At 71.7% G+C, this 21,301-nt stretch carries 20 protein-coding genes; 11 read left to right on the top strand and 9 right to left on the bottom strand.

All coding sequences use genetic code 11. The features are described from left to right. Positions 1-5 precede the first annotated feature (5 nt). The 3 genes from DLJ47_RS19985 to DLJ47_RS19975 all read left to right on the top strand — a co-directional run bounded on the left by DLJ47_RS19985 (position 6) and on the right by DLJ47_RS19975 (position 4,508). On the top strand, positions 6-2,810 hold the full coding sequence (locus DLJ47_RS19985) for an AfsR/SARP family transcriptional regulator (RefSeq protein WP_109901550.1): 2,805 nt from the start codon (positions 6-8) through the stop codon (positions 2,808-2,810). A gap of 140 nt (positions 2,811-2,950) precedes the next feature. After that, on the top strand, positions 2,951-3,358 hold the full coding sequence (locus DLJ47_RS19980; RefSeq protein ID WP_109901548.1) for a YciI family protein: 408 nt from the start codon (positions 2,951-2,953) through the stop codon (positions 3,356-3,358). 4 nt (positions 3,359-3,362) lie between these two features. Then, positions 3,363-4,508, top strand: coding sequence for an RNA polymerase sigma factor (locus DLJ47_RS19975; protein WP_109901546.1), 1,146 nt, complete (start codon positions 3,363-3,365; stop codon positions 4,506-4,508). Between the two features lie 44 nt (positions 4,509-4,552). On the opposite strand, the gene DLJ47_RS19970 is transcribed toward DLJ47_RS19975, so the two are convergent. Beyond that, the gene (locus DLJ47_RS19970; RefSeq protein WP_146228149.1) at positions 4,553-5,131 is read right to left on the bottom strand and encodes a hypothetical protein; all 579 of its coding nucleotides are present in this window, start codon (positions 5,129-5,131) and stop codon (positions 4,553-4,555) included. 145 nt (positions 5,132-5,276) lie between these two features. Then, on the bottom strand, positions 5,277-6,104 hold the full coding sequence (locus DLJ47_RS19965) for an alpha/beta fold hydrolase (protein ID WP_109901542.1): 828 nt from the start codon (positions 6,102-6,104) through the stop codon (positions 5,277-5,279). 40 nt (positions 6,105-6,144) lie between these two features. On the opposite strand from DLJ47_RS19965, the gene DLJ47_RS19960 reads away from it, so the two are divergent. Then, complete coding sequence (locus DLJ47_RS19960) at positions 6,145-6,855, top strand: DNA alkylation repair protein (RefSeq protein ID WP_109901540.1); 711 nt, start codon at positions 6,145-6,147, stop codon at positions 6,853-6,855. Between the two features lie 127 nt (positions 6,856-6,982). Here DLJ47_RS19960 and DLJ47_RS19955 read toward each other — a convergent pair whose 3' ends face one another. Continuing rightward, the gene (locus DLJ47_RS19955; RefSeq protein WP_109901538.1) at positions 6,983-7,360 is read right to left on the bottom strand and encodes a DUF4267 domain-containing protein; all 378 of its coding nucleotides are present in this window, start codon (positions 7,358-7,360) and stop codon (positions 6,983-6,985) included. Positions 7,361-7,466: 106 nt separating this feature from the next. Here DLJ47_RS19955 and DLJ47_RS19950 point away from each other — a divergent pair, with 106 nt between their 5' ends. Next, a complete protein-coding gene (locus tag DLJ47_RS19950; RefSeq protein ID WP_109901536.1) occupies positions 7,467-8,045 on the top strand; it encodes a TetR/AcrR family transcriptional regulator in 579 nt (192 codons plus the stop codon). A gap of 11 nt (positions 8,046-8,056) precedes the next feature. On the opposite strand, the gene DLJ47_RS19945 is transcribed toward DLJ47_RS19950, so the two are convergent. Then, complete coding sequence (locus DLJ47_RS19945) at positions 8,057-8,389, bottom strand: TfoX/Sxy family protein (RefSeq protein WP_109901534.1); 333 nt, start codon at positions 8,387-8,389, stop codon at positions 8,057-8,059. Between the two features lie 518 nt (positions 8,390-8,907). Here DLJ47_RS19945 and DLJ47_RS19935 point away from each other — a divergent pair. Beyond that, positions 8,908-9,741 (top strand): nitroreductase/quinone reductase family protein, encoded by an 834-nt coding sequence (locus DLJ47_RS19935; RefSeq protein ID WP_109901532.1) that lies wholly within the window; start codon positions 8,908-8,910, stop codon positions 9,739-9,741. A gap of 78 nt (positions 9,742-9,819) precedes the next feature. Here DLJ47_RS19935 and DLJ47_RS19930 read toward each other — a convergent pair whose 3' ends face one another. Beyond that, positions 9,820-10,416, bottom strand: a complete 597-nt coding sequence (locus DLJ47_RS19930; RefSeq protein ID WP_158289854.1) for a PH domain-containing protein — start codon at positions 10,414-10,416, stop codon at positions 9,820-9,822. Between the two features lie 382 nt (positions 10,417-10,798). On the opposite strand from DLJ47_RS19930, the gene DLJ47_RS19925 reads away from it, so the two are divergent. From DLJ47_RS19925 to DLJ47_RS35850, 3 genes are all read left to right on the top strand, one after another. Beyond that, on the top strand, positions 10,799-11,269 hold the full coding sequence (locus DLJ47_RS19925) for a hypothetical protein (RefSeq protein ID WP_109901528.1): 471 nt from the start codon (positions 10,799-10,801) through the stop codon (positions 11,267-11,269). 52 nt (positions 11,270-11,321) lie between these two features. Next, the gene (locus DLJ47_RS19920; protein WP_109901577.1) at positions 11,322-11,834 is read left to right on the top strand and encodes a hypothetical protein; all 513 of its coding nucleotides are present in this window, start codon (positions 11,322-11,324) and stop codon (positions 11,832-11,834) included. 228 nt (positions 11,835-12,062) lie between these two features. Further along, positions 12,063-13,196 (top strand): hypothetical protein, encoded by a 1,134-nt coding sequence (locus DLJ47_RS35850; protein ID WP_158289853.1) that lies wholly within the window; start codon positions 12,063-12,065, stop codon positions 13,194-13,196. A gap of 396 nt (positions 13,197-13,592) precedes the next feature. Here the strand turns inward: DLJ47_RS35850 and DLJ47_RS19900 are convergent, their stop codons facing one another. Further along, a complete protein-coding gene (locus tag DLJ47_RS19900; RefSeq protein WP_233257912.1) occupies positions 13,593-14,246 on the bottom strand; it encodes a TetR/AcrR family transcriptional regulator in 654 nt (217 codons plus the stop codon). Between DLJ47_RS19900 and DLJ47_RS19895 the strand changes: the two genes are divergently transcribed. After that, a complete protein-coding gene (locus DLJ47_RS19895) occupies positions 14,190-15,473 on the top strand; it encodes an FAD-dependent oxidoreductase (protein WP_233257911.1) in 1,284 nt (427 codons plus the stop codon). The two genes, DLJ47_RS19900 and DLJ47_RS19895, sit on opposite strands and share 57 nt — an antisense overlap. 9 nt (positions 15,474-15,482) lie before the next feature. Here DLJ47_RS19895 and DLJ47_RS19890 read toward each other — a convergent pair whose 3' ends face one another. After that, positions 15,483-15,890 carry a RidA family protein gene (locus DLJ47_RS19890; protein ID WP_109901518.1) on the bottom strand — a complete coding sequence of 136 codons (408 nt, stop codon included), beginning with the start codon at positions 15,888-15,890 and terminating at the stop codon, positions 15,483-15,485. A gap of 72 nt (positions 15,891-15,962) precedes the next feature. Here DLJ47_RS19890 and DLJ47_RS19885 point away from each other — a divergent pair, with 72 nt between their 5' ends. Beyond that, entirely contained in the window at positions 15,963-16,577 is a 615-nt protein-coding gene (locus DLJ47_RS19885; protein ID WP_109901573.1) for a TetR/AcrR family transcriptional regulator, read from the top strand. A 65-nt stretch (positions 16,578-16,642) separates the two neighbouring features. Here the strand turns inward: DLJ47_RS19885 and DLJ47_RS19880 are convergent, their stop codons facing one another. Both DLJ47_RS19880 and DLJ47_RS19875 read right to left on the bottom strand, forming a co-directional pair. Further along, positions 16,643-17,053 (bottom strand): hypothetical protein, encoded by a 411-nt coding sequence (locus DLJ47_RS19880; RefSeq protein ID WP_109901516.1) that lies wholly within the window; start codon positions 17,051-17,053, stop codon positions 16,643-16,645. 241 nt (positions 17,054-17,294) lie between these two features. Further along, positions 17,295-21,272 carry a S8 family peptidase gene (locus DLJ47_RS19875; protein WP_109901514.1) on the bottom strand — a complete coding sequence of 1,326 codons (3,978 nt, stop codon included), beginning with the start codon at positions 21,270-21,272 and terminating at the stop codon, positions 17,295-17,297. Between the last annotated feature and the right edge of the window lie 29 nt (positions 21,273-21,301).

The following is a 21,301-nucleotide window of genomic DNA, read 5'->3' as shown; positions in this document are numbered from 1 at the left end:
ACCAGGTGGAGTTCCGGGTCCTCGGTGCGGTCGAGGCGTACGCCGCCGGCGCGTCGATCGATCTCGGCTCCCGCCAGCAGCGCCTGGTGCTCGGACTGCTCCTGCTGGAGCCCGGCCGCCCGGTGACGGTGGACCGGCTCGTCGAGCTCCTCTGGGGGTCCGATCCGCCGGCTTCCGCCCGGGGCACGCTCCAGGCGCTCGTCTCCCGGCTGCGCGCCTGCCTGCGCCGCGCCCGCGACGCGACCGGCGCCGACCCTTCGGACAGCTGCGAGATCCTGCGCACTGGCGGCGGGTACCTGCTCCGGGTGGATCCGGGCGCGGTCGACGTGCACCGCTTCACCGAGCTGGTCACCCGGGCGCGGCAGGCCGACGACGCGCCCGCGGTCGAGCTGTTCGACCTGGCGCTCCAGCTGTGGCGGGGCGACCCGCTGGCCGACGTGGCGCCGACGGACGTGCGGGACCGGCTCTGCGCCGGCCTGCGCGAGGTGATGTGGACGGCGGTGGAGGACCGGCTGGAGGCACGGATCCGGCTGGGCCGGTCCCGGGAGGCGCTGGACGAGCTGACCAAGCTGGTCGCCGAGCATCCCGTCCGGCAGCGGCTGGCCGGTCAGCTCATGCTGGTGCTGCACCGCGAGGGGCGCACCGACGAGGCCCTGCGGACCTACCGCGACCTGCGGGCCCGGCTGGTCGCCGAGTTTGGCCTCGACCCCTCACCGGAACTGCGGCAGCTGGAAGCCGCGATCCTGCGGGCCGACCGCACGCTGGAGGTCGCACCGGGCCGGCCGACCGGTCGCCGCGCCGATCCACCCGTACGCCCGGCCGAGCTGCCGCCCGCCCACGGCGTGTTCGTCGGCCGGCGCGCCGAACTCGCCACCCTCGACGGCCAGCTCGACGCCGTCCGGTGCGGTGCCGGAGCCGGCATCGTCGTCATCGACGGCATGGGCGGGATCGGCAAGACCGCCCTCGCCCTGCACTGGGGCCACCTGCGCCGACGCGACTTCCCGGACGGCCAGGTCTACCTGGACCTGCGCGGGTTCAGCCCCGGTGACACCCCGATGCGGCCGGCGGAGGCGCTGCCCCGGCTGCTGCTCTCGCTCGGCGTGCCGGCGGCGGAGATTCCGCCCACGGTCGACGCCCAGAGTGGGCGGATGCGCAGCCTGACCGACGGCCGGCGGCTGCTGCTCGTGCTGGACAACGCCTACGACGCCAGCCAGGTCCGACCGCTGCTGCCGGGGAACCTGGCCGGTCTGGTCGTGGTGACCAGCCGCCGCCGGCTGACCGGGCTCGTGGTACGCGAGCAGGCGGTGCCGCTCAGCCTGGCGCCGCTGCGCCCGGCCGAGTCGGTGGACCTGGTCGCCGGGTGCCTGCACCGGTCCCGACCCGACGAGCGGGCGGCGCTGGCCGACTACTGCGGGCACGTGCCGCTGGCGATCCGGATCGTCGCCGCCCGCGCACTGGAGCTGCCGGACCGGCCGCTCGGCGATCTGCTGGGGGAGCTGCGACGGGGACGCCGGCTCGACGCCTTCGCCGGGCCGGACGGTCCGGACGTCAACCTCCGTACCGTCTTCTCCTGGTCGTACCGCTGCCTGTCACCGCCGGCCGCCGAGCTGTTCTGGCGGCTGGCCCTGCACCCCGGCGAGAGCGTCGGCGTCCACGCCGCGGCGGCGCTCGCCGGGCTCGACGTGCCTCGGGTCCGGGAGTTGGCCGCCGAGCTGCACCGGGCCAGCCTCCTGCAGCTGCCGGCTTCGGACCGCTACCAGTTCCACGACCTGGTGGGCGCGTACGCCAGGGAGCTGGCCGAGGCGCCGCAGAACGCGGCCCACCGGCGGCTGGCGTTCGACCGGCTGCTGGACTGGTACCTGCGCACGGTCGACGCGGCGGGCCGGGTGCTGCAGCCGCACCGGCCGCACTTCGCGCCGCCCGCGCCGGCCCTGGTCGAGCCGGTCCGCGTCGACACCTACCAGACGGCGTTGAGCTGGTGCGAGAGCGAACGGACGAACCTGCTCCCGGTGGTCCGCGCGGCGGCGTCCGGCGGGGCGTCCGGGCACGCCTGGCGGATCGCGCTGGGCGCCTCGGCGTACTGGTACATCGCCAAGCGCCGGGAGGACTGGCGGGCGGCGACCCGCATCGGGGTGGCCGCCACCCGCGCCGTCGGCGACCGGCGGGCCGAGGGAGCGCTGCTGGCCAGCCTGGCGACCGCGCTGTGCGAGAGCCGACGCTACGCCGAGGCCATCGAGCTGTACCAGGAGTCGTTGCGACTGCACGAGGCCAGCGGCGACCGGGACTGGCGGGCCACCAGCCTGAACAGCCTGGCCGTCGCGCACGCCGAGGCGGGCCGCCCGGACGAGGCGCTGGCGACGTTCGCCCTCGCCCGCGCGGAGCACCGGCTGCGGGGCAACCGGCGGGGTGAGGGCGTGGCGCTGCAGAACATGGCGCAGTGCCACGTCCTGCTGGGCCAGCCCGGGGAGGCGATCGCCCGCCACGAGGAGGCGCTGACGGCGATGCGCGACGCGGGCGACCGGTACGCCGAGGCGATCTGCATCGCCAACCTCGGTGAGGCGCACGCCGAACTGGGCGATCACGACCGGGCGATCCTGCGCTTCCGCGAGGCGGTACGGCTGCACCGGTCCACCGGCAACGAACACGGCCGGGCGCGGACCCTGCTGGCGCTGGGGCGGTCGCTGGGCGAGCTGGGCGACGCCGACCGCGCCCGGTCCTGCTGGCGTCGGGCGCTCGCCGTCTTCGACGAGCTCGGCGACCCGGAGGCCGACGAGATCCGCGCGTTGCTGGGCGAGCCGACGGGCGCCTGACCTGCTCCCCCGCCCCGTTGCCCTCGGCCAGGTCCCCGCGAGCGGAAAAAGTTCGGCCGGGCATGTCGAGAACCCGTGCCCGGCTCCGTCCCCGGGGTGAACGTGACCAGAATGGGTCACCCGCATCAAGGAGAACCACGATGGCCAAGTACCTGCTGCTCAAGCACTACCGGGGCGCTCCGGCCGCGGTCAACGACGTGCCGATGGCCCGGTGGACGCCGGAGGAGATCTCGGCGCACGTGCAGTACATGAACGACTTCGCGGCCCGGCTGGAGAAGACCGGCGAGTTCGTCGACAGTCAGGCGCTCACCCCCGAGGGGACGTTCGTCCGGTACGACGGTGAGGGCCGCCCGCCGGTCACCGACGGCCCGTTCGCCGAGACCAAGGACCTCATCGCCGGCTGGATGGTGATCGACGTGGACAGCTACGAACGCGCCGTCGAGCTGGCCGGTGAGCTGTCCGCCGCTCCCGGGGCGGGTGGGAAGCCGATCCACGAGTGGCTCGAGCTGCGTCCCTTCCTGACCGCGTCGCACACCATCACGGAGTGACCTGATGGACGAGGCCCTGCTCCGGAGCCTCACGCCGGCCGTGCTCGGTGTCCTCGTCCGCCGCGGAGCCGACTTCGCGGCGGCCGAGGACGCCGTGCAGGACGCGCTGGTCGAGGCGGTCCGCGGCTGGCCGGCCGACCCGCCCTGCGACCCGAAGGGTTGGCTGGTCACCGTGGCCTGGCGCAAGTTCCTCGACGCGACCCGGGCCGACGCCGCCCGGCGCCGGCGGGAGGGCCTCGTCGACGAGGAGCCGGCGCCCGGGCCGGTGCCCGCGGTCGACGACACGCTCCAGCTCTACTTCCTCTGCGCCCACCCGTCGCTGACCCCGTCGTCGGCGGTGGCGCTCACGCTGCGCGCCGTCGGTGGGCTGACCACCCGCCAGATCGCCCGGGCCTACCTGGTGCCCGAGGCGACCATGGCGCAGCGGATCAGCCGGGCCAAGCGCACCGTCTCCGGCGTACGCTTCGACGAGCCCGGCGACGTCGCCACCGTGCTGCGCGTGCTCTACCTGGTCTTCAACGAGGGCTACTCCGGCGACGTCGACCTGGCTGCCGAGGCCATCCGGCTCACCCGGCAGCTCGCGGCGGCGATCGACCACCCCGAGGTGGCGGGGCTGCTCGCTCTCATGCTGCTGCACCACGCCCGCCGCGACACCCGGACCGCGCCCGACGGCAGCCTGGTGCCGCTCGCCGAGCAGGACCGTCGCCGGTGGGACACCAGGTCGATCGCCGAGGGCGTGCAGATCCTGCAGGCGGCCCTGGCCCGCGACCGGCTGGGCGAGTTCCAGGCCCAGGCCGCCATCGCGGCACTGCACGCCGACGCGCCCACCGCCGAGGAGACCGACTGGGTGCAGATCGTCGAGTGGTACGACGAACTGCTCCGCCTGACCGACAGCCCGGTCGTCCGGCTCAACCGGGCGGTGGCCGTCGGTGCGGCGGACGGACCGCGCGCCGGGCTGGCGGCGCTCGCCGGGCTGGACGACTCCCTCCCCCGCTACGCGGCGGTGGCGGCGTACCTGCACGAACGCGACGGCGACCTGGCGACGGCGGCCCGGCTCTACGCCGAGGCGGCCCACCGGGCCACCAACCTCGCCGAGCGCGACCACCTGACCCGCCAGGCCGCCCGGCTCAACACCCGCCGGGGTCGCTGACGTCGACGGGCGCCGGTGGTCTCGGCCCCAGGCGCGCCGCCGTCTCAGCCCGCCGCCGACACCTGCCGGATCGGCTGCCACAGCGGCAGCAGGGCCACCAGCATCAACAGCCCGGCCAGCGGCATGAGGTCCAGGTTCACCGGCGGCAGCAGCACCGCGACGAGCAGGACCGCCGGGCTCCACCACGGCAGCCGGCCCGCCCTGGCGGCCAGCGCCGCGACCACCACGATCCCGACGAAGAAGAACAGTGGCCCGACGTCGTAGATCGCGGGTCGCACCCCGGGCAGGCCGGCGAAGTCCTGCTGCAGGCTCCGCAGCTCGTCCTTGTCGGCAGCCATGACCGCGAGCACGATGTCCGCTCCGAACTGGACCACGGAGGCCGCCAGCCCGAGCAACGTCGCGCCGACCGCCACCTCGCGGACCGTCCCGGCGGGCACCAGCGTCCGCAACCCCAGGACCAGCGGCACGAACAGCAGGAAGCCGGCCAGGCCGAGGACGTGGGCGAGTTGCCAGTCGAATCCCGGCCCGTACACGTCGTCGAGCCTGCCGATGGTACGGGCCACGCCGTAGCCGCTCAGTGCGAGCGGCCCGGCGACCACGGCGAACGTCGCTGCTCTCGTCATGCCGACGATCATGGACGCGCACGCGATGCTGGCGCCTCCGGCGGAACCCCGCCCGCGACCCGGAGAACCCCCGCAGGCGCGACCCTGACCATCCTGGAGTCACCAGCTCCTCATGCCCGCCGCGGTGAGCGACGGTGGAGTCGCGTCACGGGGTCGCGGTCCGCGTGGCGAGCCAGTGGCTCAGCGTCGTGGCCAGCTGCACCGGCTGGTCGAGCTGGACCAGGTGGCCCGCCGCCTCGATCACCTTGAGCTGCGCGCCGGGGATGAGTTCGGCCAGTCGGTGCGCGCGGTCGACCGGGATCCACGTGTCATCGCGGCCCCAGACGACCAAGACCGGCAGGTCGATACGCGGATAGAGCTGCTGGATGTCGTCCGTGTAGGACTGATCCGCCTGGGCGATCTGCCGGTAGAACGCGGCCTGCCCCTCGGCGTCCAGCCACGGCGCGACGAGCGCCCGCAGCTGGCTCGGCGCCAGGCCGCCGTGACTGGCGCCGGTGATGTAGGCCCGGAGCGCTCCTTCGTGCACGGCACTCGGCAGCGCGCTGAAGACCTCGGCGTTGTCGCGCACGAGCCGGAAGAAGTCCGACCCCCACGGAGCCAGCGCCACCACGTCGACCAGCGCCAACGACGCGTACCGGCAGCCGTGCAGGAGATGGGCCCGCAACGCCACGGCGCCGCCGTAGTCGTGGGCGACGACGTGTGGAGCCGCCAACCCCCAGTGCGTCACCAGGTCGGCGAGCAACTCGCCCTGGACGTCCAACGACACCCGGTGCTCCGCCGACTTCGAGGACTGCCCGTAACCGGGCATGTCCCACAGGTGGACCGTGAACCGATCGCTCAGCGCCTCGGCGTAGGGGCGCCACAGCTGCGAGGACCACGGGGTCCCGTGGCAGAAGACGACGGCCGGGCCGGAGCCGGTCCGGCTCCAGCGCACCTCGCGTCCACGCCACTCGAACTTCTCGGTGAGGGTCATCCGCCCAGCCTGCCAGGCGGTCGCGGTAGGTTTCCCGGTCATGGCCACCTGCGCGGACGTCCGTCATGACCTCGCCGGCCTCGCCGACCCGCGCCGGGCCGCGGAGGTCAGCCGGTTCCTGCAGATGGTTCCGGGCGGGTACGGCGAGGGCGACCGGGCCATCGGTGTCCCGGTGCCGGAACAGCGCAGGGTGGCCGGCCGGTACTGGCGCGACCTGTCCCTGCCCGAAACCGGGCAGCTGCTGACCGGCGACGTGCACGAGGAGCGGCTGACGGCGCTGTTCATCCTGGTGCGGAAGTTCGCCAGGGGCGACGACGAGGAACGGGGCCGGATCTTCGACCTGGTCCTGGCCAACACCGGCCACCTCAACAACTGGGACCTGGTGGACTCGTCCGCGCCGTACATCGTCGGCCCGTGGCTGATCGACAAGGACCGCGGCGTCCTGGACCGGTTGGCCGGGTCGAGTCTGGTGTGGGACCGGCGGATCGCCATCATGGCCACCTTCGCCTTCATCAGGGCCGGCGACTTCGAGTGGACCTTCCGGCTCGGTGAACGGCTGCTGCACGACCCGCACGACCTCGTGCAGAAGGCGGTGGGCTGGATGCTGCGCGAGGTGGGCAACCGCGACAGAGCGGCGGAGGAGGCGTTCCTGGCCGGGCGTTACCGGACCATGCCACGGGTCATGCTCCGGTACGCGATCGAGAAGTTCGACCCGCAGCGACGCGGGGAGTACCTGTCCGGCGCGGTCTAGCGGTCCGCGGGGACGCCCGGGGCGTCCGGCGCCGGCCCACCCGAGGTCCGCACCTGGGGGTGGCCGGCGACGGCATCGGGCTGGTCTTTTTCCCGATCACCCCGCCGTGGCGGGGCGTGCCGAGCGGTTACCCGACGAGGAGGAGCACGCTGATCGCCAGCATCACCGCGGCGGTGGCGCCGTGGACGCCGTAGGCGGCCGCCTTGGGCCCGTTGCTGCGCAGCACGATCAACGCGTCGCCCACGGGTATGCCGGTGGCGGCCAGCATGAACCAGCCCAGCAGGTGGGGCGACCCGTTGGCCAGCAGGATGAGGATGAAGACGCCGGAGGCAATGTCGCGGACGGCCTTGACGCCCAACCATGCCTGGAAGCTGCGGTCCTCGGTCGGCGTGTCGGGGATGCCGAACCCAGCCGCGGCCTGCGGCGCCCAGAAGGCGCTTGCGCCCATGACGATGACGCCCACGCCGATCAGTCCGGCGAGCACGGTGGCGACGTTGGTGAGCATGGTGCTTCCTCCCGATAGCAGCGCCCAGGAATTCTAGCGGCGCTAGTTGTCTTGCCGACGATAGCTTTACCTTCGACAGGATGTCTAGCGTTGCTAGAATCACGTCATGTCCGCCATCAAGCAGCGCCGTGAACGTGAACGCGCCCAGCGTCATCAGCTGATCGTCACCGCGGCCCGCGAACTCGCCGAGGCCGAAGGCTGGGAGGCGGTGACGACGCGACGCCTCGCTGAGCGCGTCGAGTACAGCCAGCCCGTGCTCTACAGCCACTTCACCGGCAAGGACGACATCGTGCGCGCCGTCGCGATCGACGGCTTCGGCGAACTCGCCGCCCAGCTACGTCGTGCCCGGCTGGCCCACCCCGAGCCGCAGCAGTCCCTGCACGCCGTGAGCCGCGCCTACCTGGACTTCGCCACCGAGCGGCCCGCCCTCTACCAGGCCATGTTCGTCATGCCGACCGACGTGAAGTTCGCGCACGCCGAGACACCACCCCCGCTGCGCGCCGCCTTCGACGAGTTCGTCAACTGCTTCCGTCCGGACAACCCGCGACGCGAACTGTTCGCCGAGGTCATCTGGAGCGCACTGCACGGCATAGCCACCCTGTCCGACAGCGGCCGCATTCCCCCGGACATTCAGGAGGAGCGCCTCGACTTCCTCATCACCCGGCTCGCCGACACCCCCAGCTGACCGACCCACGGTCACTTGGCCGGCAAGCCCCGGGTGTAGGTGATGCCCCGGTCCACCCAGCGGCGCAGGTCGCCGTCCGCGGCGCAGGCCGACGGCTCGACGGTGATCCAGCCGCGCAGGGGCCGATCGCGCATCCGCGTCGCGTGGGCGCCGGGCTCCGCCAGCAGCCGCTCGGACCACGCCGGGTCGACCCGGACCATCAAGCCGCCCTCGCCGCGGATCACCACGGCCATGTTGCCGTTGAGCAACAGCGCCAGGCCGCCGAACATCCGCCGCTCGCCGATCCCGGGCTCCCGCCCGAGCAAGCTCCGTACCCGGTTCGCGAGATCCTCGTCGTACGCCATCCCCGCATCCTGGCACCAGGCTGTGCCGCTCGTTCCCACGCACGACGACGTCGACCGATGCCGGCGCGTCCGTGACGTACCGCAACGCCTCGCCCCGCGGGCCTCGGCGGTCGCGCTGTCCGGCATCTCGATCGCCGCGGTAGTGGGCATTCCGCTCGGCACGTTCCTGGAGAGTGCCCTGGTCGGCGCATCCGTGCACGGCGAGCCCACGAACCGACCAGCAAAGATCATTGCCGGGCGGAGTCGGGTGGCAGTACGGTCGGGAGCGTGACTGCCGGGTCGGCCATGGGCCACGAGCGGACAGGGCACCCGGCTACCTCGTGAGCCGCGGGCGGGCCCGCGGCCCGCCGACCCCGCCCACAGGTCCGCCGCCACGCGCGGATGCTCGCGCGCCGTCCCCGCGCCCCGCGCCGGGTGACCACCACAAGTCCTTCCCTCGCGCCGGCCCGACCACGGGCGGCGGGCGCGACCTCCGTGCGGCCACCGATCGGCCGTGCGCCCTTGACCGAAAGCAGCGCATGCCCAACGACTTCAACCAGCAGATCATCGACGAGTTCCGGGCCAACTCCGGCCGGGTCGGCGGCCCCTTCGCGGGCGGCCGGCTCATCCTGCTCACCACCACCGGGGCGCGCACCGGCGCCCCGCACACCACCCCGGTCGGCTACCTGCCCGACGGCGGGGAGCGAATCCTGGTGATCGCCTCCGCCGGTGGCGCACCGCGGCACCCCGACTGGTACCACAACCTGGTGGCCGACCCGCGGGCCACCGTCGAGGACGGCGTCTTCACCTACCAGGCTCGCGCCGAGGTGCTGACCGGCGTCGACCGCGACAGCGTCTTCGCCCGCGCCGTGGAAGCCGACCCCGGCTGGGCCGCGTACCAAAGGAAGACCACCCGGGTCATCCCCGTGGTGGCGCTGTACCAGGTCGCCGGCGGACCGCCCAACGCCCCGTCCCTCGGCGCGGGCCTCAAGCTGCTGCACGACGCGTTCCGGCGGGAACTCGCACTGATCCGCGCCGAGGTGGCCCGCTCCGGGCCCCGGCTGGGTGCCCAGCTGCGGATCAACTGCCTGACCGTCTGCCAGGGACTGCACCACCATCACACGATGGAAGACACCGGCCTGTTCCCCGCCCTCGACCAGCAACGTCCGGACCTGGCCGAGACGCTGACCCGGTTGCGGGCGGAACACCAGCGGATAGCCGAACTGCTGGAACAGCTACGCGGAGTGCTGGCCGACGACACCATCGCCCCGGACGAGCTGCGTCGGCGGGTCGACCAACTCACCGACGAACTCGAACGACACCTGGCCTACGAGGAGGAACAACTGATCCCCGTCCTCGACGGCACCCGCTGAGCCCAGCGGATCCGACGGGTTCAGCTCACCCTTCGTACGGCAGCCGCGGCGGCGCGCCCGAGCGCGCGCCGCCGCCCGCTATCGACCCGCGCCGTCAGTACGGTCGACCCGTGTCAGCGGTCCGTCGCCGTCCCTGCTCGTCCGTTCGGATCCGTACCCGCCGTCACCTGGTGCGTCGCCGTTCGGGCGCGGTGCCGCAGGCCCCGTCGCCGCTGACACCCGTCGGTGCTCACGGGCGCGCCGTTCGAGGTACGCCGCGACGACGTCGGCCCGGGTCTCCCGCCCGAGCCAACGGCTCAGGTTCGACCGCTGCGGCGCGGGGGCCACCACCCGGCTGCCATCGGCGCAGGTGATGGTGATCCCGTGATAGCCCGCGTCACACCGCACGACGGCTGACCATGGAACGCGGATCGTGCGCCAGGGCCCGCGCAGGATCAGCCCTTCCGGGCCCGCGGACAGCCGAGGATGGAATATCCGCCGCCACATGGCGAATCCGATCAAGCCGTAAGGCGCCGCGATGGCGAGCGGCGCGAGCAGGTCCCCGTCGGGGGTGGTGGCTTGCCAGAGGAAGAACACGACCACCGCTACGGCCATGCCGCCGATCAACAGTCCGGCCAAGATCCGCGTCGCGCGGCCCAGTCGCCATACCCGCACCTCCGCCAGGTCGCTCGGCACGGTCGCCCCTCCATCCATCCGATTCGGGCACGTCACCGACGCAGCGCACCCGTGGCACCATCATCGCCCACCGTCGCTCCTCGGGAGGGGTGGTGAGCCCGAGGACCTGGCGTGAACGGCACAGCCCAGCGGGTCGCCTTGATGCTCCACGGATGACGCTCTTGTGATCGGTCGTGCGAGGGTGGCTCCCGTCGAGATCGAAGCCCGAGCCGATCTGGGGGGAAGGTCTGACCAACTGACCGTCGCGGCACGGTCGTTGACGTAGCACCTGCCGATCGTCACCGCGCGCCGTCGTTCAGCCGAGCGTCCAACCGGTCGCAACCCGACCGGGAGGGAGGGCGTGTATCCGGATATCGCAGTCCACGCTGATACCGGAGGAACGATGAACCTGACAACTCTGCGCACCCTCGCGCCCCTGGCCGTGCTGGCAGGGCTGGCCGCCTGCACCACGACCTCACCCGCTCCCGTGGCCGGGTCCAGCACACCGTCGTCCACGCTCGCCTCCACTGCGGCGCCATCCGCCTCCAGCAATGCGCCGCCGGCCCAGAGCGCACCGTCCGCCACCCCGGCCACCGCCGGGTCCGCCTGCCCGGTCAGCGCCGCGACCCTGCAGCGGGCGTCGGGGCTTGCGGACACCCACCGGATCGACCCGGCTCACATCAGGTGCGCGGGCCGGTGGGCCACGGCCGGTGTGATCGCTGCCGACCCAGGGATGCAGGGCGACGGCGTGCTGCTGTTCGAGTACTCGGCTGGTAGGTGGACGAAGCTGGGTGAGGGCAGCGCGCTCGAATGCGGCCCGTTCGGCATCCCACAGGAGATCGGCGACCAGGTCGGCTGCCGCGACATCGGCTGAGCCACCACCGGCCGCCTGGGCAACTCGGCGGCCAGCGGTCAGGATGGGTGCCGTGACTGTCGTTCGTGGCCTTGCCTTCGATGCATCCCGTGCCCTCGAAGCCATCACGGCACTCCTGACCGGACCGATCCCGTCCGCGGGCGCCCCCACCCTGATCGACTCCGATCCGCGCACCGGCGAATGGCTGGCGACCCGTGCTGGCGGCTTCGTCCTCGTTCCGCTGTGGGAAGGGCCGAACCTCATCGGCCTACGGGACCCGGAGTGGACCGAGCAGCTCGAGCTCGGCGACCGACACCTGGCCACCTTGGCCGGGACGTTGGACGGGCGGTGGGGGCCGCACCGCCTCCTCACCGTCGACCACCTCATCCGGAATCCGCAGGCGGACCGTCCGCCGGTCTACGAGGCGTTGTTTCGCCAGGATCTCTACGGTGACCTGCACGTCTGGGCGCCCGACCAGGCGGACGACCGGCGCCTCGCCCTCGTGCTCGGGCACAGCGACGGCGACCAACCCCTCACGCTCGCCGCGCTGGTCACCGCCGGCCCCCTCCCGGAACTGCCCGCCTGACCAGGAGCTACCAGGTCCCCGGACGGGCGCCGGGCACCTGAACGCCGTCGCCGTGGTCCACGCCCGACAGGCGCGTTGATCAATGGGATCCGTGGGTAGCGTCGTCCTGCGATCATCGGTGCCATGCGCTGCAAGGTTGCCGTGACGCTGGCCGTTGTCCTGCTGGCGTCGGGGTGCACCGGCGAAGCTGCCGGCACAAGCACCTCGTCATCACCCTCGGGCCCCGCCGTGACCGCCGCCAGCGGGTCGCCCGAAGCCGTCGTCACCGACCCGCCGGCGCCGACCTGGCGTCTGGCCACGCTGCCGGAGCTGGCCGGGCCGACCAGCGTGCTGTGGGACGTCGTGTCGGTGGACGCCACGCACGCGTGGGCCGTCGGCAGCGAGGCCTACTCGCCCGAACAGCCGGACGACACCGGCACCCCGTTGATCCTCGAGTGGAACGGAACGCGCTGGGCCCGCGCGGCACTGCCGGCGATCGCCTGGCACGGTCGGTTCGACCTCGTCGCGGCCGACTCGCCCTCGAACGTCTGGGCAATTGGCAGCACGGCCGCCGCCGGCCCGGAGGACCAGGTCACGCACGTCCTGCACTACGACGGGACGGCCTGGCGCGAGGTGCCGTTCCCACGGGGCAACGGCGGGAACTACGAGCTGATCACCGGACTCACCGTCGTGGCTGGACACACCTGGGTGGTGGGCAATCGCCAGAGCGAGGTGATCATCGAGCAGTGGGACGGCCGGTCCTGGCGGTCACACCAGTCGCCCGCCGAATGCCGCACCGGCGGCACGTCCTTCGGTGGCATGCCGAACTTCTGCACCGTCACCGCAATCGAAGCCTTCCGCCCGGATGACGTCTGGGCCGCCGGCAACGGCGCGTGGCAGGGGTTCAAAGGCCCGCTGCTCTTCCACTGGAACGGCTCCGGCTGGCGTACGGTCCAGGTGGGCATCAACAACCAGGAATCCTCATTCGAGGCGCTCGCGGGTCGCTCGTCCGGCGAACTGTGGGCGGTCGGCGGCCGTGGGTTCGCGGTACGCGGCGGCGGTGGATCCTTCGAGGTGCTCCGGGACGCGCCGGGTGGCGCACTGCCCGACGTGGCGACCGACCCGGCCGGAGTGCCGTGGCTGATCGAGAACTCCCTGGCGCCGAGCACTGCGCTCGCCACGTACCGCAATGGCGCGTGGGTCGACATGCCCGCGCCGCAGCCGCCGGACGCGATCGGCATGAGTCTGCACGGGATCGCCGGGACCCCGGGCAGCCCGCTGATGTTCGCGGTGGGGGCGGCCGATCTCCCCACCAGCCCGCGCTACCTGCGGGCGGTCGTGCTCGAGTACGTGCCAGCCCCGTCGACCGACTCGCGCGCCTGACCCGGTCCGCTCGGGCGGACGTCGGGCGTCGGGGACGGCGCCACGGTGACGGCCTGGGTCGGCTTCTCGGCGGGGCTGGGCTCCGGCGTCCCGCTGCATCCGCCAACCAGGAGCAGGCTGCCGGTCAGGACGAGCGTGAGCAGGGTGCTGTGCCTGCTCATCTGTGTCCCCCAGTGGACCGCCGGCGGCAGCCAGGAGAGCCGCGCGAAGGCAGCGACGGTTTTCGCGGGACACGCCGGCTAGCAAGGTAACAGCACAGGCCGACGTCTCCCCGCCCGGTCGTCACCCGCCGGCTGACGCGGGGCCGTAGCTGCCGTACGACAGCGGCAAATGCCGCCGGAAGTGGCTGTGACCCCGCGTGGGCGACCCAGCCGGTACCGGCCCGCGAGCAGCAGGTCACGTGTGGGGATGGCTGGTGATGCCGTCCAGGATGGTGATCAGGTTGTGGTGGAAGGTCTCCTCGGCGTTGAGGTGGGCGCCGTCGATGACGAGCCGGGCGACGGTGGGATAGCGGCCCGTTTCGAGCATGCGGGTCAGGTAGGGCCCGAGGGCGGCCTGCCATGCGGACACGTCGGTGCCGGTTGAACGGGCGGTCCGGCGCTCGGTGATCTCGCTGCGGAGCGCACCGACGATGAACGCGTTGAGGGCGCCCACAGCCCGCTGGAGATCGTCGACACCGCGCACGCCAGGGGCCTGGCTGAGCGCCGCCGCGATCGATTCGCCCACGGCGAGCGCGTGAGGTCCTATGTGTGGCCTTGCGCCGAGCAGGTCGGCGAACCATTCATGATCAAGAGTGGCGGCGCGGGTCCGGTGAACGATGGCCAGTACCGTGGCGCGCCACTCGGAGTGTTGGCCGGCCTCGGCGATCTGCGCGTACACGGCGTCGACCATCAGATCGAGCAGTTCCGATCTGTTGAGCACGTAATCGTAGAGCCGCATCGGACCGACACCGAGCTCTTTCGCGATCTTGCGTACCGATAGCCCTTCGAGGCCGTGGGCGTCGGCGATCCGGATCGCCGTGGCGGCGATCTTCGCGCGGCTCAGCGGCACCGGAGCCGCGCGCGGCTGAGGCTCGGGCCGTTCCCAGACGGGCAGCGGTGCGCTACCGTACGGCGTATCCATAAGGTACAGCGTACGGTAAGGGAGACGATGATGCGAATCGCGATCCTCGGTGGTGGCCTCGGCGGCCTGACGCTGGCCCGCATCCTGCATCGACACGGCATCGACACGGTGGTGTACGAACGCGAGGCAAGCCGATCCGCGCGATCACAGGGCGGATCGCTCGACCTGCACCCGGAGTCCGGGCAACGGGCCCTGGCCGACGCGGGCCTCGCCGGCCGATTCCGGTCCGAGGCACGGCCGGAGGGCGAGGAACATCGCATCCTCGACCCGGCCGGACGCACCCTCGTGCACCACAAGCCACGACCCGGCTCATTCTCCACACGCCCCGAGATCGACCGCGGCGCACTGCGTGATCTTCTGCTCGATTCGCTCCCCAGCGACGCGGTCGCATGGCAGCACCGACTCGTCGCGGCGACGCCACGACCCGACGGCGGCTTCGGGCTCGTGTTCGACGACGGCCACAGCGCCGACTGCGACGTCCTCATCGGCGCGGACGGCGCACGCTCGGTCGTCCGGTCGCTGCTGACCGACGCGACGCTGTCCCCCGTGGCCACCCTGGTCGAGCTCAGCATCAGCGACGTCGACCGGCGCCACCCGGATCTCGCCGAGCTGGTCGGCCCCGGAAACCTCTGGTGCATCGGCGCGAACCGGGTCCTGGCAGCACAACGCCTCGGCGACGGCAGCATCCGAGTCGGGATCTCCCTACCCGCTGACGATCGCCACCTGGACACCTACCGCAGCAAGCGCGCTCTGCTGGACCTGTTCGATGGCTGGGAGCCCAGCCTGACCGCACTCATCGAAGCCGGCGACAGCCCGCCCACCCCACGCCGGATCGAGGCGATGCCCACCGGCACCCGCTGGCCCCACCAGCCGGGCATCACCCTCATCGGCGACGCCGCGCACCTCATGCCGCCGGTCGGCGAGGGCGCCAACCAAGCCATGCTCGACGCCGCCGAACTCGCCGCCGAACTCGCCGCCGACCCCGCCGACCCCGACTCGGCGATTCAGGCGTACGAGGAGGCGATGTTCGCCAGGATCCACCCGATCGCCGAGATGTCCGCACGGGTCCAAGCGATGATGCTGTCCCCCACCGCGGCCGACGACATCGTCCGCTTCTTCACGCCGCAGCCCACCGAGCCGGCACCCGCACATTGACACCTGCGTTCAGTCGATGACCGCGGTGGCTTCGACCTCGACCAAGAGATCGGGCTCGCCCAGCGCGGCAATACCCAGCAGCGTGATCGGCTTGACCGGGTCGACTCCCAGCTTCGCGGCCGCCCGAGCGACCCCTTCACCCAGCAGGGGCATCTTGTCGGGGGTCCAGTCGACGACGTAGATGGTCAGTTTTGCCACGTCGTCGAAGGAGCCACCGATCTCGGCCAGAGCGGTGCCGATGTTGAGGTAGCACTGCTCAACCTGAGCGGCGAGGTCTCCCTCGCCGACTCTGCGCCCATCGGCATCGCGGGCGACCTGACCAGCCAGGAACACCAGTTTCGACCCGGTAGCGATCGACATCTGCCGGTAGACCTCGGGCTTCGGCAATCCGTCGGGGTTCACCAGGGTGATGGCCATGCTGCCTCCTTGTCGCCAGGGCCCGTGGGCCCACGTCCGCCAAACCATAGCAATGCTATGTATTGTGGCGCCATGGTGAGGACGAAGGATCCCGCGGTCCGCACCCGGCTCATCGAGCGGGCCGGGCAGATGCTGCGAACCCGCGAGCCCATCACTCTCCGCTCGCTGGTGGCCGGGACCGGCGTATCGACCATGGCTGTCTACACCTACTTCGGCGGCATGGACGGCGTGTGGAAGGCACTGCGGCAGGAAGGCTTCACCCGCCTGGCGGCCAGGCTCGCAACCGTGGCCACATCTGCGGACCCGGTTCGGGACCTGGCCGCCCTGGGCGCCGCCTACCTGCGTAATGCCCTGGACAACCCCGATCTGTACCGGGTCATGTTCGACGCGACCTTCGACCTCGAAGATTCCGAGGCCGCAGACGAAACCCTGCACTGTCTGGTGTGTGCCGTCGAACGAGCCAGGGACGCCGGCCGTTTCCGCGCCGACATCGACCCACTGGAACTGGCCACCCAGAGTTGGACGATTGGACATGGGCTCGCCTCGCTCGTCGCCACAGGCCCCCTGCCGTTTCAGACGCTCGCCCAGGGCGTCCCCCTACTGACCGCCCTGTTCGTCAGCGCCGGCGACGACCCCGACACATGCCGCCAGTCGGTCGGGCACGGCTGGGGACGGCTTCCCATCTGACGGCATCGCAGACCTTCAGCCGGTCGCCTCCGCGCCGGCGGCCTGGCGAGCCTTGCGACCGAGCCTCAGTCCGACTGTGCGCCGTGCTCGTTGATTGCCGCTACCAGTTCACCGAACATGACCTCATAAGCCTCACTGAGGCGTTCCACCAGTTCGTGCGGCAGAAGGTCGGTTGTCCAGACCAAGGTCGCCGCGCCATCGCCGTCCGTCAGCACCCGCATCTCAGCCTGGTGGTGATCTGCCCCGGGGAAGCTGGGTATCGTGTAGACGGCCCGCATCAATGCGGGGTCGACGGTCACGTTGCGCTCCCAGATCTCAGTGCCGTCGGCCAGCGTGACCACGCGGTAGTCGTCCTCTTGGCGCTCGCTCTTACAGGCTGAGAAGGCATGCACCTCCGAGCGTGTGTAGCGATCCAGGAAATCCCACGCAACGTCCGCCGTTACCTTCAGCTTCGCCTCGCGATAGATGGTTCCCATTCGCCCCACTTGGTTACTCGGTCCGGCTCTCGGCCTCGCCGCCAACCCTTGCACATCCGACGCTTGACGAGCAACGACGCGGATCAGTACGGCAGCCGGGTCCATCGTGTGGATGCCGGTTGACGGATAGTGCGGTACGTCCGCGAACGCGGAGCAGCCGACCGGTTGGCGACCGGTCGGCTGCTCGCTTCCAATTCAGTGGCTCGGCGCGCGTTTCCCGGATCCACGCGCGTGTGCTGGTTCAGCGCAGGCCGTACGCCTCGTGCACGGTCTGGGTGACGGTGTTGCCGGCTGCGTCGGTGGCCTGCACCCGCAGGCTGACCGCCTTGGCCTTGGCTGGCGGCGGCGGCAGGGTGGCGGTGGCCGTACCCCCGGCGAGGGTTCCGGTCGACGCCGCCTGCCAGGTCTTCTCGCCGTCGTAGCTGACCCACGCCGTGATCGAGGTGATCTCCGGTGCGGTTCGGGCCGACACCTCGTGGTACGCGTGCAGCTGGATTCGGTGCACGTCGCGGCGGACGGTGTTGTCGAGACCCAGGTTGAGCCGGTAGCGCAGGTAGACCAGCGGCTGCACCGCACACGCCTCGGTGGAGATCCCCGTCGCTGTGCCGGCACAGTCCAGATGGTTCCTGTTCTCCTCGCTCACCCGGGCCGAGGTGAACCCCCACTCGGTACTGACCCGCCGGTCGTGGAACCGGTCCCGGAGGCTCTCCGCGATCGGGTTCAGCTCGTGGGTGAGCCGGTAGCGGGCCTGCTCGGCCGGGAGCGTGTACCCGGTGATGTAGCCGAGGAGCGGAGTGGGTTCGATCTCCTGGTCGCCCCGGTAGAGGTGCATCCGGCCCACCGGTATGGGCTCGAGGTAGAACGACTCGATGTGCGGGTCGGTGAAGGTGGCCGGGAGGAGCGGGCTGAAGACGTCGCCCTGCCGGCACGCCCCGCACAACGCCAGGTGGGACCGGTCCGGGGTCGTCTCGGGCGCACCGGGAACGACCGGTCCGCCCCACCACTCCTCGTGGCTGGTGGCGCCCGCCCGCAGCGTGTAGTACGAGTTGGCGGGCGGCAAGTCGGGTTCCACCCCGGTGCTGTTCGCGCCCGCGTAGTCGTGAACCCGGAACACAATGTTCTCGGCGTACTGGCCCGGGTTACCGACCGGCCCGACATACCGCTCACGGTCCCGCAGCCCCTGGTCGAAGAAGAGCTGTTGGGTGGGCGGTAGCTCGCCGGGTAGGAGCTGGCTCCAGCTGTCCACGACGCTGATCGGCTCCTCGGCGTGGAAGTCACGGTCGATCCGCTGGAGCTGTCGCGCCGTCGCGGTGTAGTGCTGATCGGCCGACACCTGGTCGTGCTGGTAGAACTTCAGGTGGTAGGAGTACGGGCTCTCCGGTTGGCCGGTGATCCGGATCGAGAGGGGGGTGTCGGTCCGGCGCAGCTCGCGCAGCGCCCTCCCCTCGGCGGGCGGCAGGGTCAGCGCCGGAATGCTCGACCGGTGCGGGAAGATCGTATTGACGACGCCCGTAGGGCAGTGTGCCTGGGGGAAGCCCACCAATCCGGCGGCACCCGCCTGCGCCATCGCATCGACGTACGGGTCCGGCACCGTGCAGGCCCAGCTGTCACCGGGCTTGCTCCAGCCGTCGTCCAGCTCGATCATCACCAGCTTGCCCTTGACGCTGCGCAGATCGTCGGGGAGCTGGCCGGCCACGTCTTCATGGGCCTTCAGCACGCCGAGGTCGACCAGTTTCAGGTTCTGGACGCCGCTGAACTTCGTCCACCAGGGAACCCACTGGTCGTACAAGGGATGCAGGGGCATCGACGGCGCCGACATCTTGATCAGCGGGGCGGTGGCGTCGCGTTGGTGCTGGAAGAGCAGTGAGCCCTTCCGGATCTGCTGCGCCGGGGTCGCCCAGAGGTGCGTGCCGTAGTTGGGCGTGAGCGACATGGCCGCCACCGATTCGGCGTTGCCGTGTCGCGTGAGGCCGATCTCCTGTTGGATCGCCTCACTCGGCTTCGGCGTGGCGACGGTGATCCGCCGCGCCTTCGACGCGTCGAGCAGCACGGTGGTCGGCCCGGTCACCTCGACGTCGTCGGCGACGACCAGCGCGAACTGTTGCCGGTCGGTGGCGGGGTCGACCCAGCCGATGTAGGACTGGAAGCCGTACCGGCCGGCCCGGAGCCGTACCGCCGTGGGGGTCGAGGCGGTCATGGACAGGGACTCCACCCGGCCGTCGTCGAGGTTCATGTACCACGGAGTCGAGACATGCGAACAGTGGTACCAGCCGGTCTCGCCGCAGAGCTTGCCATCGTGACCCCGGAACTCGACGCGGACCGGGAAGGACGGTGGTGCGATCTCGAAGCCGACGGGCACCCGCAGGACGATCTGTCCGGTGGCGTCGGTGGCGACCACGGCGCCGCTGTACCGGGCCAGGGGCAGCGCCGGCGCGTCGATCGAGACCGTGACCGCGGCGGTGCCGCCGGCGGGGACGGTGACGGACGGGTCGGTGGTGATCGCCCCGGCCGGCACCTGGGCACCTGAGGGGCTGATCAGCGAGGTGGCCAGCGAGAGGGTCACCGGCGCGGACCCGGCGTTGGCGTAGCTGACGGTCCGGCTCAGAGCCGGCTGCTCGCGACCCATGATGCCCAGGTCGATGCTGGGGGTCAGCGCGTGGACCCGTTGTGCGGTCGCCCGGGCCACGTCGAGCCGGCCCGCGCCGAACTCGAAGACACTCCCGCCGACATCCTTGGCGCTGCTCATCAGCGCCGCCTTGAGCTGCGGTCCGGTCCAGTCCGGGTGCTGCTGGGCGAGAACGGCCGCGGCCGCCGAGACGTGCGGGGTCGCCATCGAGGTCCCGGAGGCGGTGGTGTAGAGGTCATCCACCGGCGTACCCATCGTGGTGCCGTTCGCCCGGGCCGCCGTGATGGACGCGCCCGGCGCGGCGATGTCCGGCTTCATCGACCGGTCCGGGTACCAGAGCGGCCCGCGGCTGGAGAAGGCCGCCAACGTGTCGCTCTTGTCGGTCGCCGCGACCGTCAAGGCTGCCGCCGCGATTCCCGGGCTCTGCACCGTCTCGGTCCCCGGCCCCGAGTTTCCGGCGGCCACCACGAAGAGGGTGCCCGTCTGCGCGGTGAGTTCGTCGACGGTCTGCGCCATCGGGTCCGGGTAGTCCGTCGGAGCCTCGCCGCCGATGCTGATGCTCACCACGTCGGCGCCCTGCTCGGCCGCCCACTGCATGCCGGCGATGACGTCCGAGTCCCAGCAGCCACCGTCGTCGTTGCAGACCTTGCCGACGAGCAGCTGCGCACCCGGGGCGACCCCCCGGTGGGCGCCGGCCGACCCGGCGCCGGTGCCGGCGATGGTCGACGCCACGTGGGTGCCGTGACCGTGCCGGTCGCCCGCGTCCTCGGACACCCCGCTGAAGTCGGCGGTGGCCGCGATCCGCCCAGCCAGGTCCGGATGGTTCCGGTCCACGCCGGTGTCGAGTACCGCGACCTTCACCCCGGTGCCGTCGTAGCCGGCCGCCCACGCCTGCGGCGCGCCGATCAGCGGCACGCTCTCGGCCAGGTTCACCCTCGCCACCCGGTCCAGCCACAACCGGCTCACCCCACCGGCGAGCTGCGGCTTCTCCTTGGAGACGTTGGTGGACTTCGCCTGCGGCATGCGCAGCCCCTTCCAGAACTGCGCGCTCCTGCCCTTCGGGACGTCCAGGGCGGCGGCGTTCACGCTGGGCAGCTGCCGCTCCACCGTCACGCCCGCCACCGACGCGGTGGCCCGACGGGTGTTCTCCGCGTACTCGGCGATCACCGGGACGCTACCCAGCTCGGCGTCACCGTAGCCGTTACCGGCCAGGTAGGTGATGTTGAACAGGTCCTTGTCGACAGTTCCGGCGCGTACATAGGGCTCCACGTCGACCGGCATCGCGTAGACGTCGCCGTCGCGCGTGTACGACACGAAGCCGCTCTCGCGCCCGGCACCCCGCTCGGCCCGGGTGACGGTGACACTCGACGTGGCGGTGTTGAACAGCACCTGGTCGCCGGTGACCAAGGTGATCTCGACCTGCTCGCCCGACTCGAGTGCCGTCCGGCGGGCGGCATCGGCAGCCGCACCGGTCGGCGCCGCGGGTGCTGGATCGTCAGCTAAGGCTGGCGCGGCCGCCGCCGGAGCGGCGGACACCAGCAACGCACCCGTCGCGACGAGCGCGACCGGGAATCGCCTGATTCTGCGGCGCATCAGTCACCTTTCAGAGTGGGATACCGAGA

This window comes from Micromonospora sp. S4605, assembly GCF_003176715.1.
Lineage (GTDB): Bacteria > Actinomycetota > Actinomycetes > Mycobacteriales > Micromonosporaceae > Micromonospora > Micromonospora echinaurantiaca.
The sequence above is the reverse complement of the archived record's forward strand: the minus strand, read 5'-3'. Positions and strand labels throughout refer to the sequence as shown.

What these genes read in the sequence shown, in the direction of transcription:
- DLJ47_RS19980 (WP_109901548.1), top strand. Translation starts at nt 2,951, where the DNA reads ATGGCCAAGTACCTGCTGCTCAAGCACTACCGGGGCGCTCCGGCCGCG.
- DLJ47_RS19975 (WP_109901546.1), top strand. Translation starts at nt 3,363, where the DNA reads ATGGACGAGGCCCTGCTCCGGAGCCTCACGCCGGCCGTGCTCGGTGTC.
- DLJ47_RS19970 (WP_146228149.1), bottom strand. Translation starts at nt 5,131, where the DNA reads ATGACGAGAGCAGCGACGTTCGCCGTGGTCGCCGGGCCGCTCGCACTG.
- DLJ47_RS19965 (WP_109901542.1), bottom strand. Translation starts at nt 6,104, where the DNA reads ATGACCCTCACCGAGAAGTTCGAGTGGCGTGGACGCGAGGTGCGCTGG.
- DLJ47_RS19960 (WP_109901540.1), top strand. Translation starts at nt 6,145, where the DNA reads ATGGCCACCTGCGCGGACGTCCGTCATGACCTCGCCGGCCTCGCCGAC.
- DLJ47_RS19955 (WP_109901538.1), bottom strand. Translation starts at nt 7,360, where the DNA reads ATGCTCACCAACGTCGCCACCGTGCTCGCCGGACTGATCGGCGTGGGC.
- DLJ47_RS19950 (WP_109901536.1), top strand. Translation starts at nt 7,467, where the DNA reads ATGTCCGCCATCAAGCAGCGCCGTGAACGTGAACGCGCCCAGCGTCAT.
- DLJ47_RS19945 (WP_109901534.1), bottom strand. Translation starts at nt 8,389, where the DNA reads ATGGCGTACGACGAGGATCTCGCGAACCGGGTACGGAGCTTGCTCGGG.
- DLJ47_RS19935 (WP_109901532.1), top strand. Translation starts at nt 8,908, where the DNA reads ATGCCCAACGACTTCAACCAGCAGATCATCGACGAGTTCCGGGCCAAC.
- DLJ47_RS19925 (WP_109901528.1), top strand. Translation starts at nt 10,799, where the DNA reads ATGAACCTGACAACTCTGCGCACCCTCGCGCCCCTGGCCGTGCTGGCA.
- DLJ47_RS19890 (WP_109901518.1), bottom strand. Translation starts at nt 15,890, where the DNA reads ATGGCCATCACCCTGGTGAACCCCGACGGATTGCCGAAGCCCGAGGTC.
- DLJ47_RS19885 (WP_109901573.1), top strand. Translation starts at nt 15,963, where the DNA reads ATGGTGAGGACGAAGGATCCCGCGGTCCGCACCCGGCTCATCGAGCGG.
- DLJ47_RS19880 (WP_109901516.1), bottom strand. Translation starts at nt 17,053, where the DNA reads ATGGGAACCATCTATCGCGAGGCGAAGCTGAAGGTAACGGCGGACGTT.
- DLJ47_RS19875 (WP_109901514.1), bottom strand. Translation starts at nt 21,272, where the DNA reads ATGCGCCGCAGAATCAGGCGATTCCCGGTCGCGCTCGTCGCGACGGGT.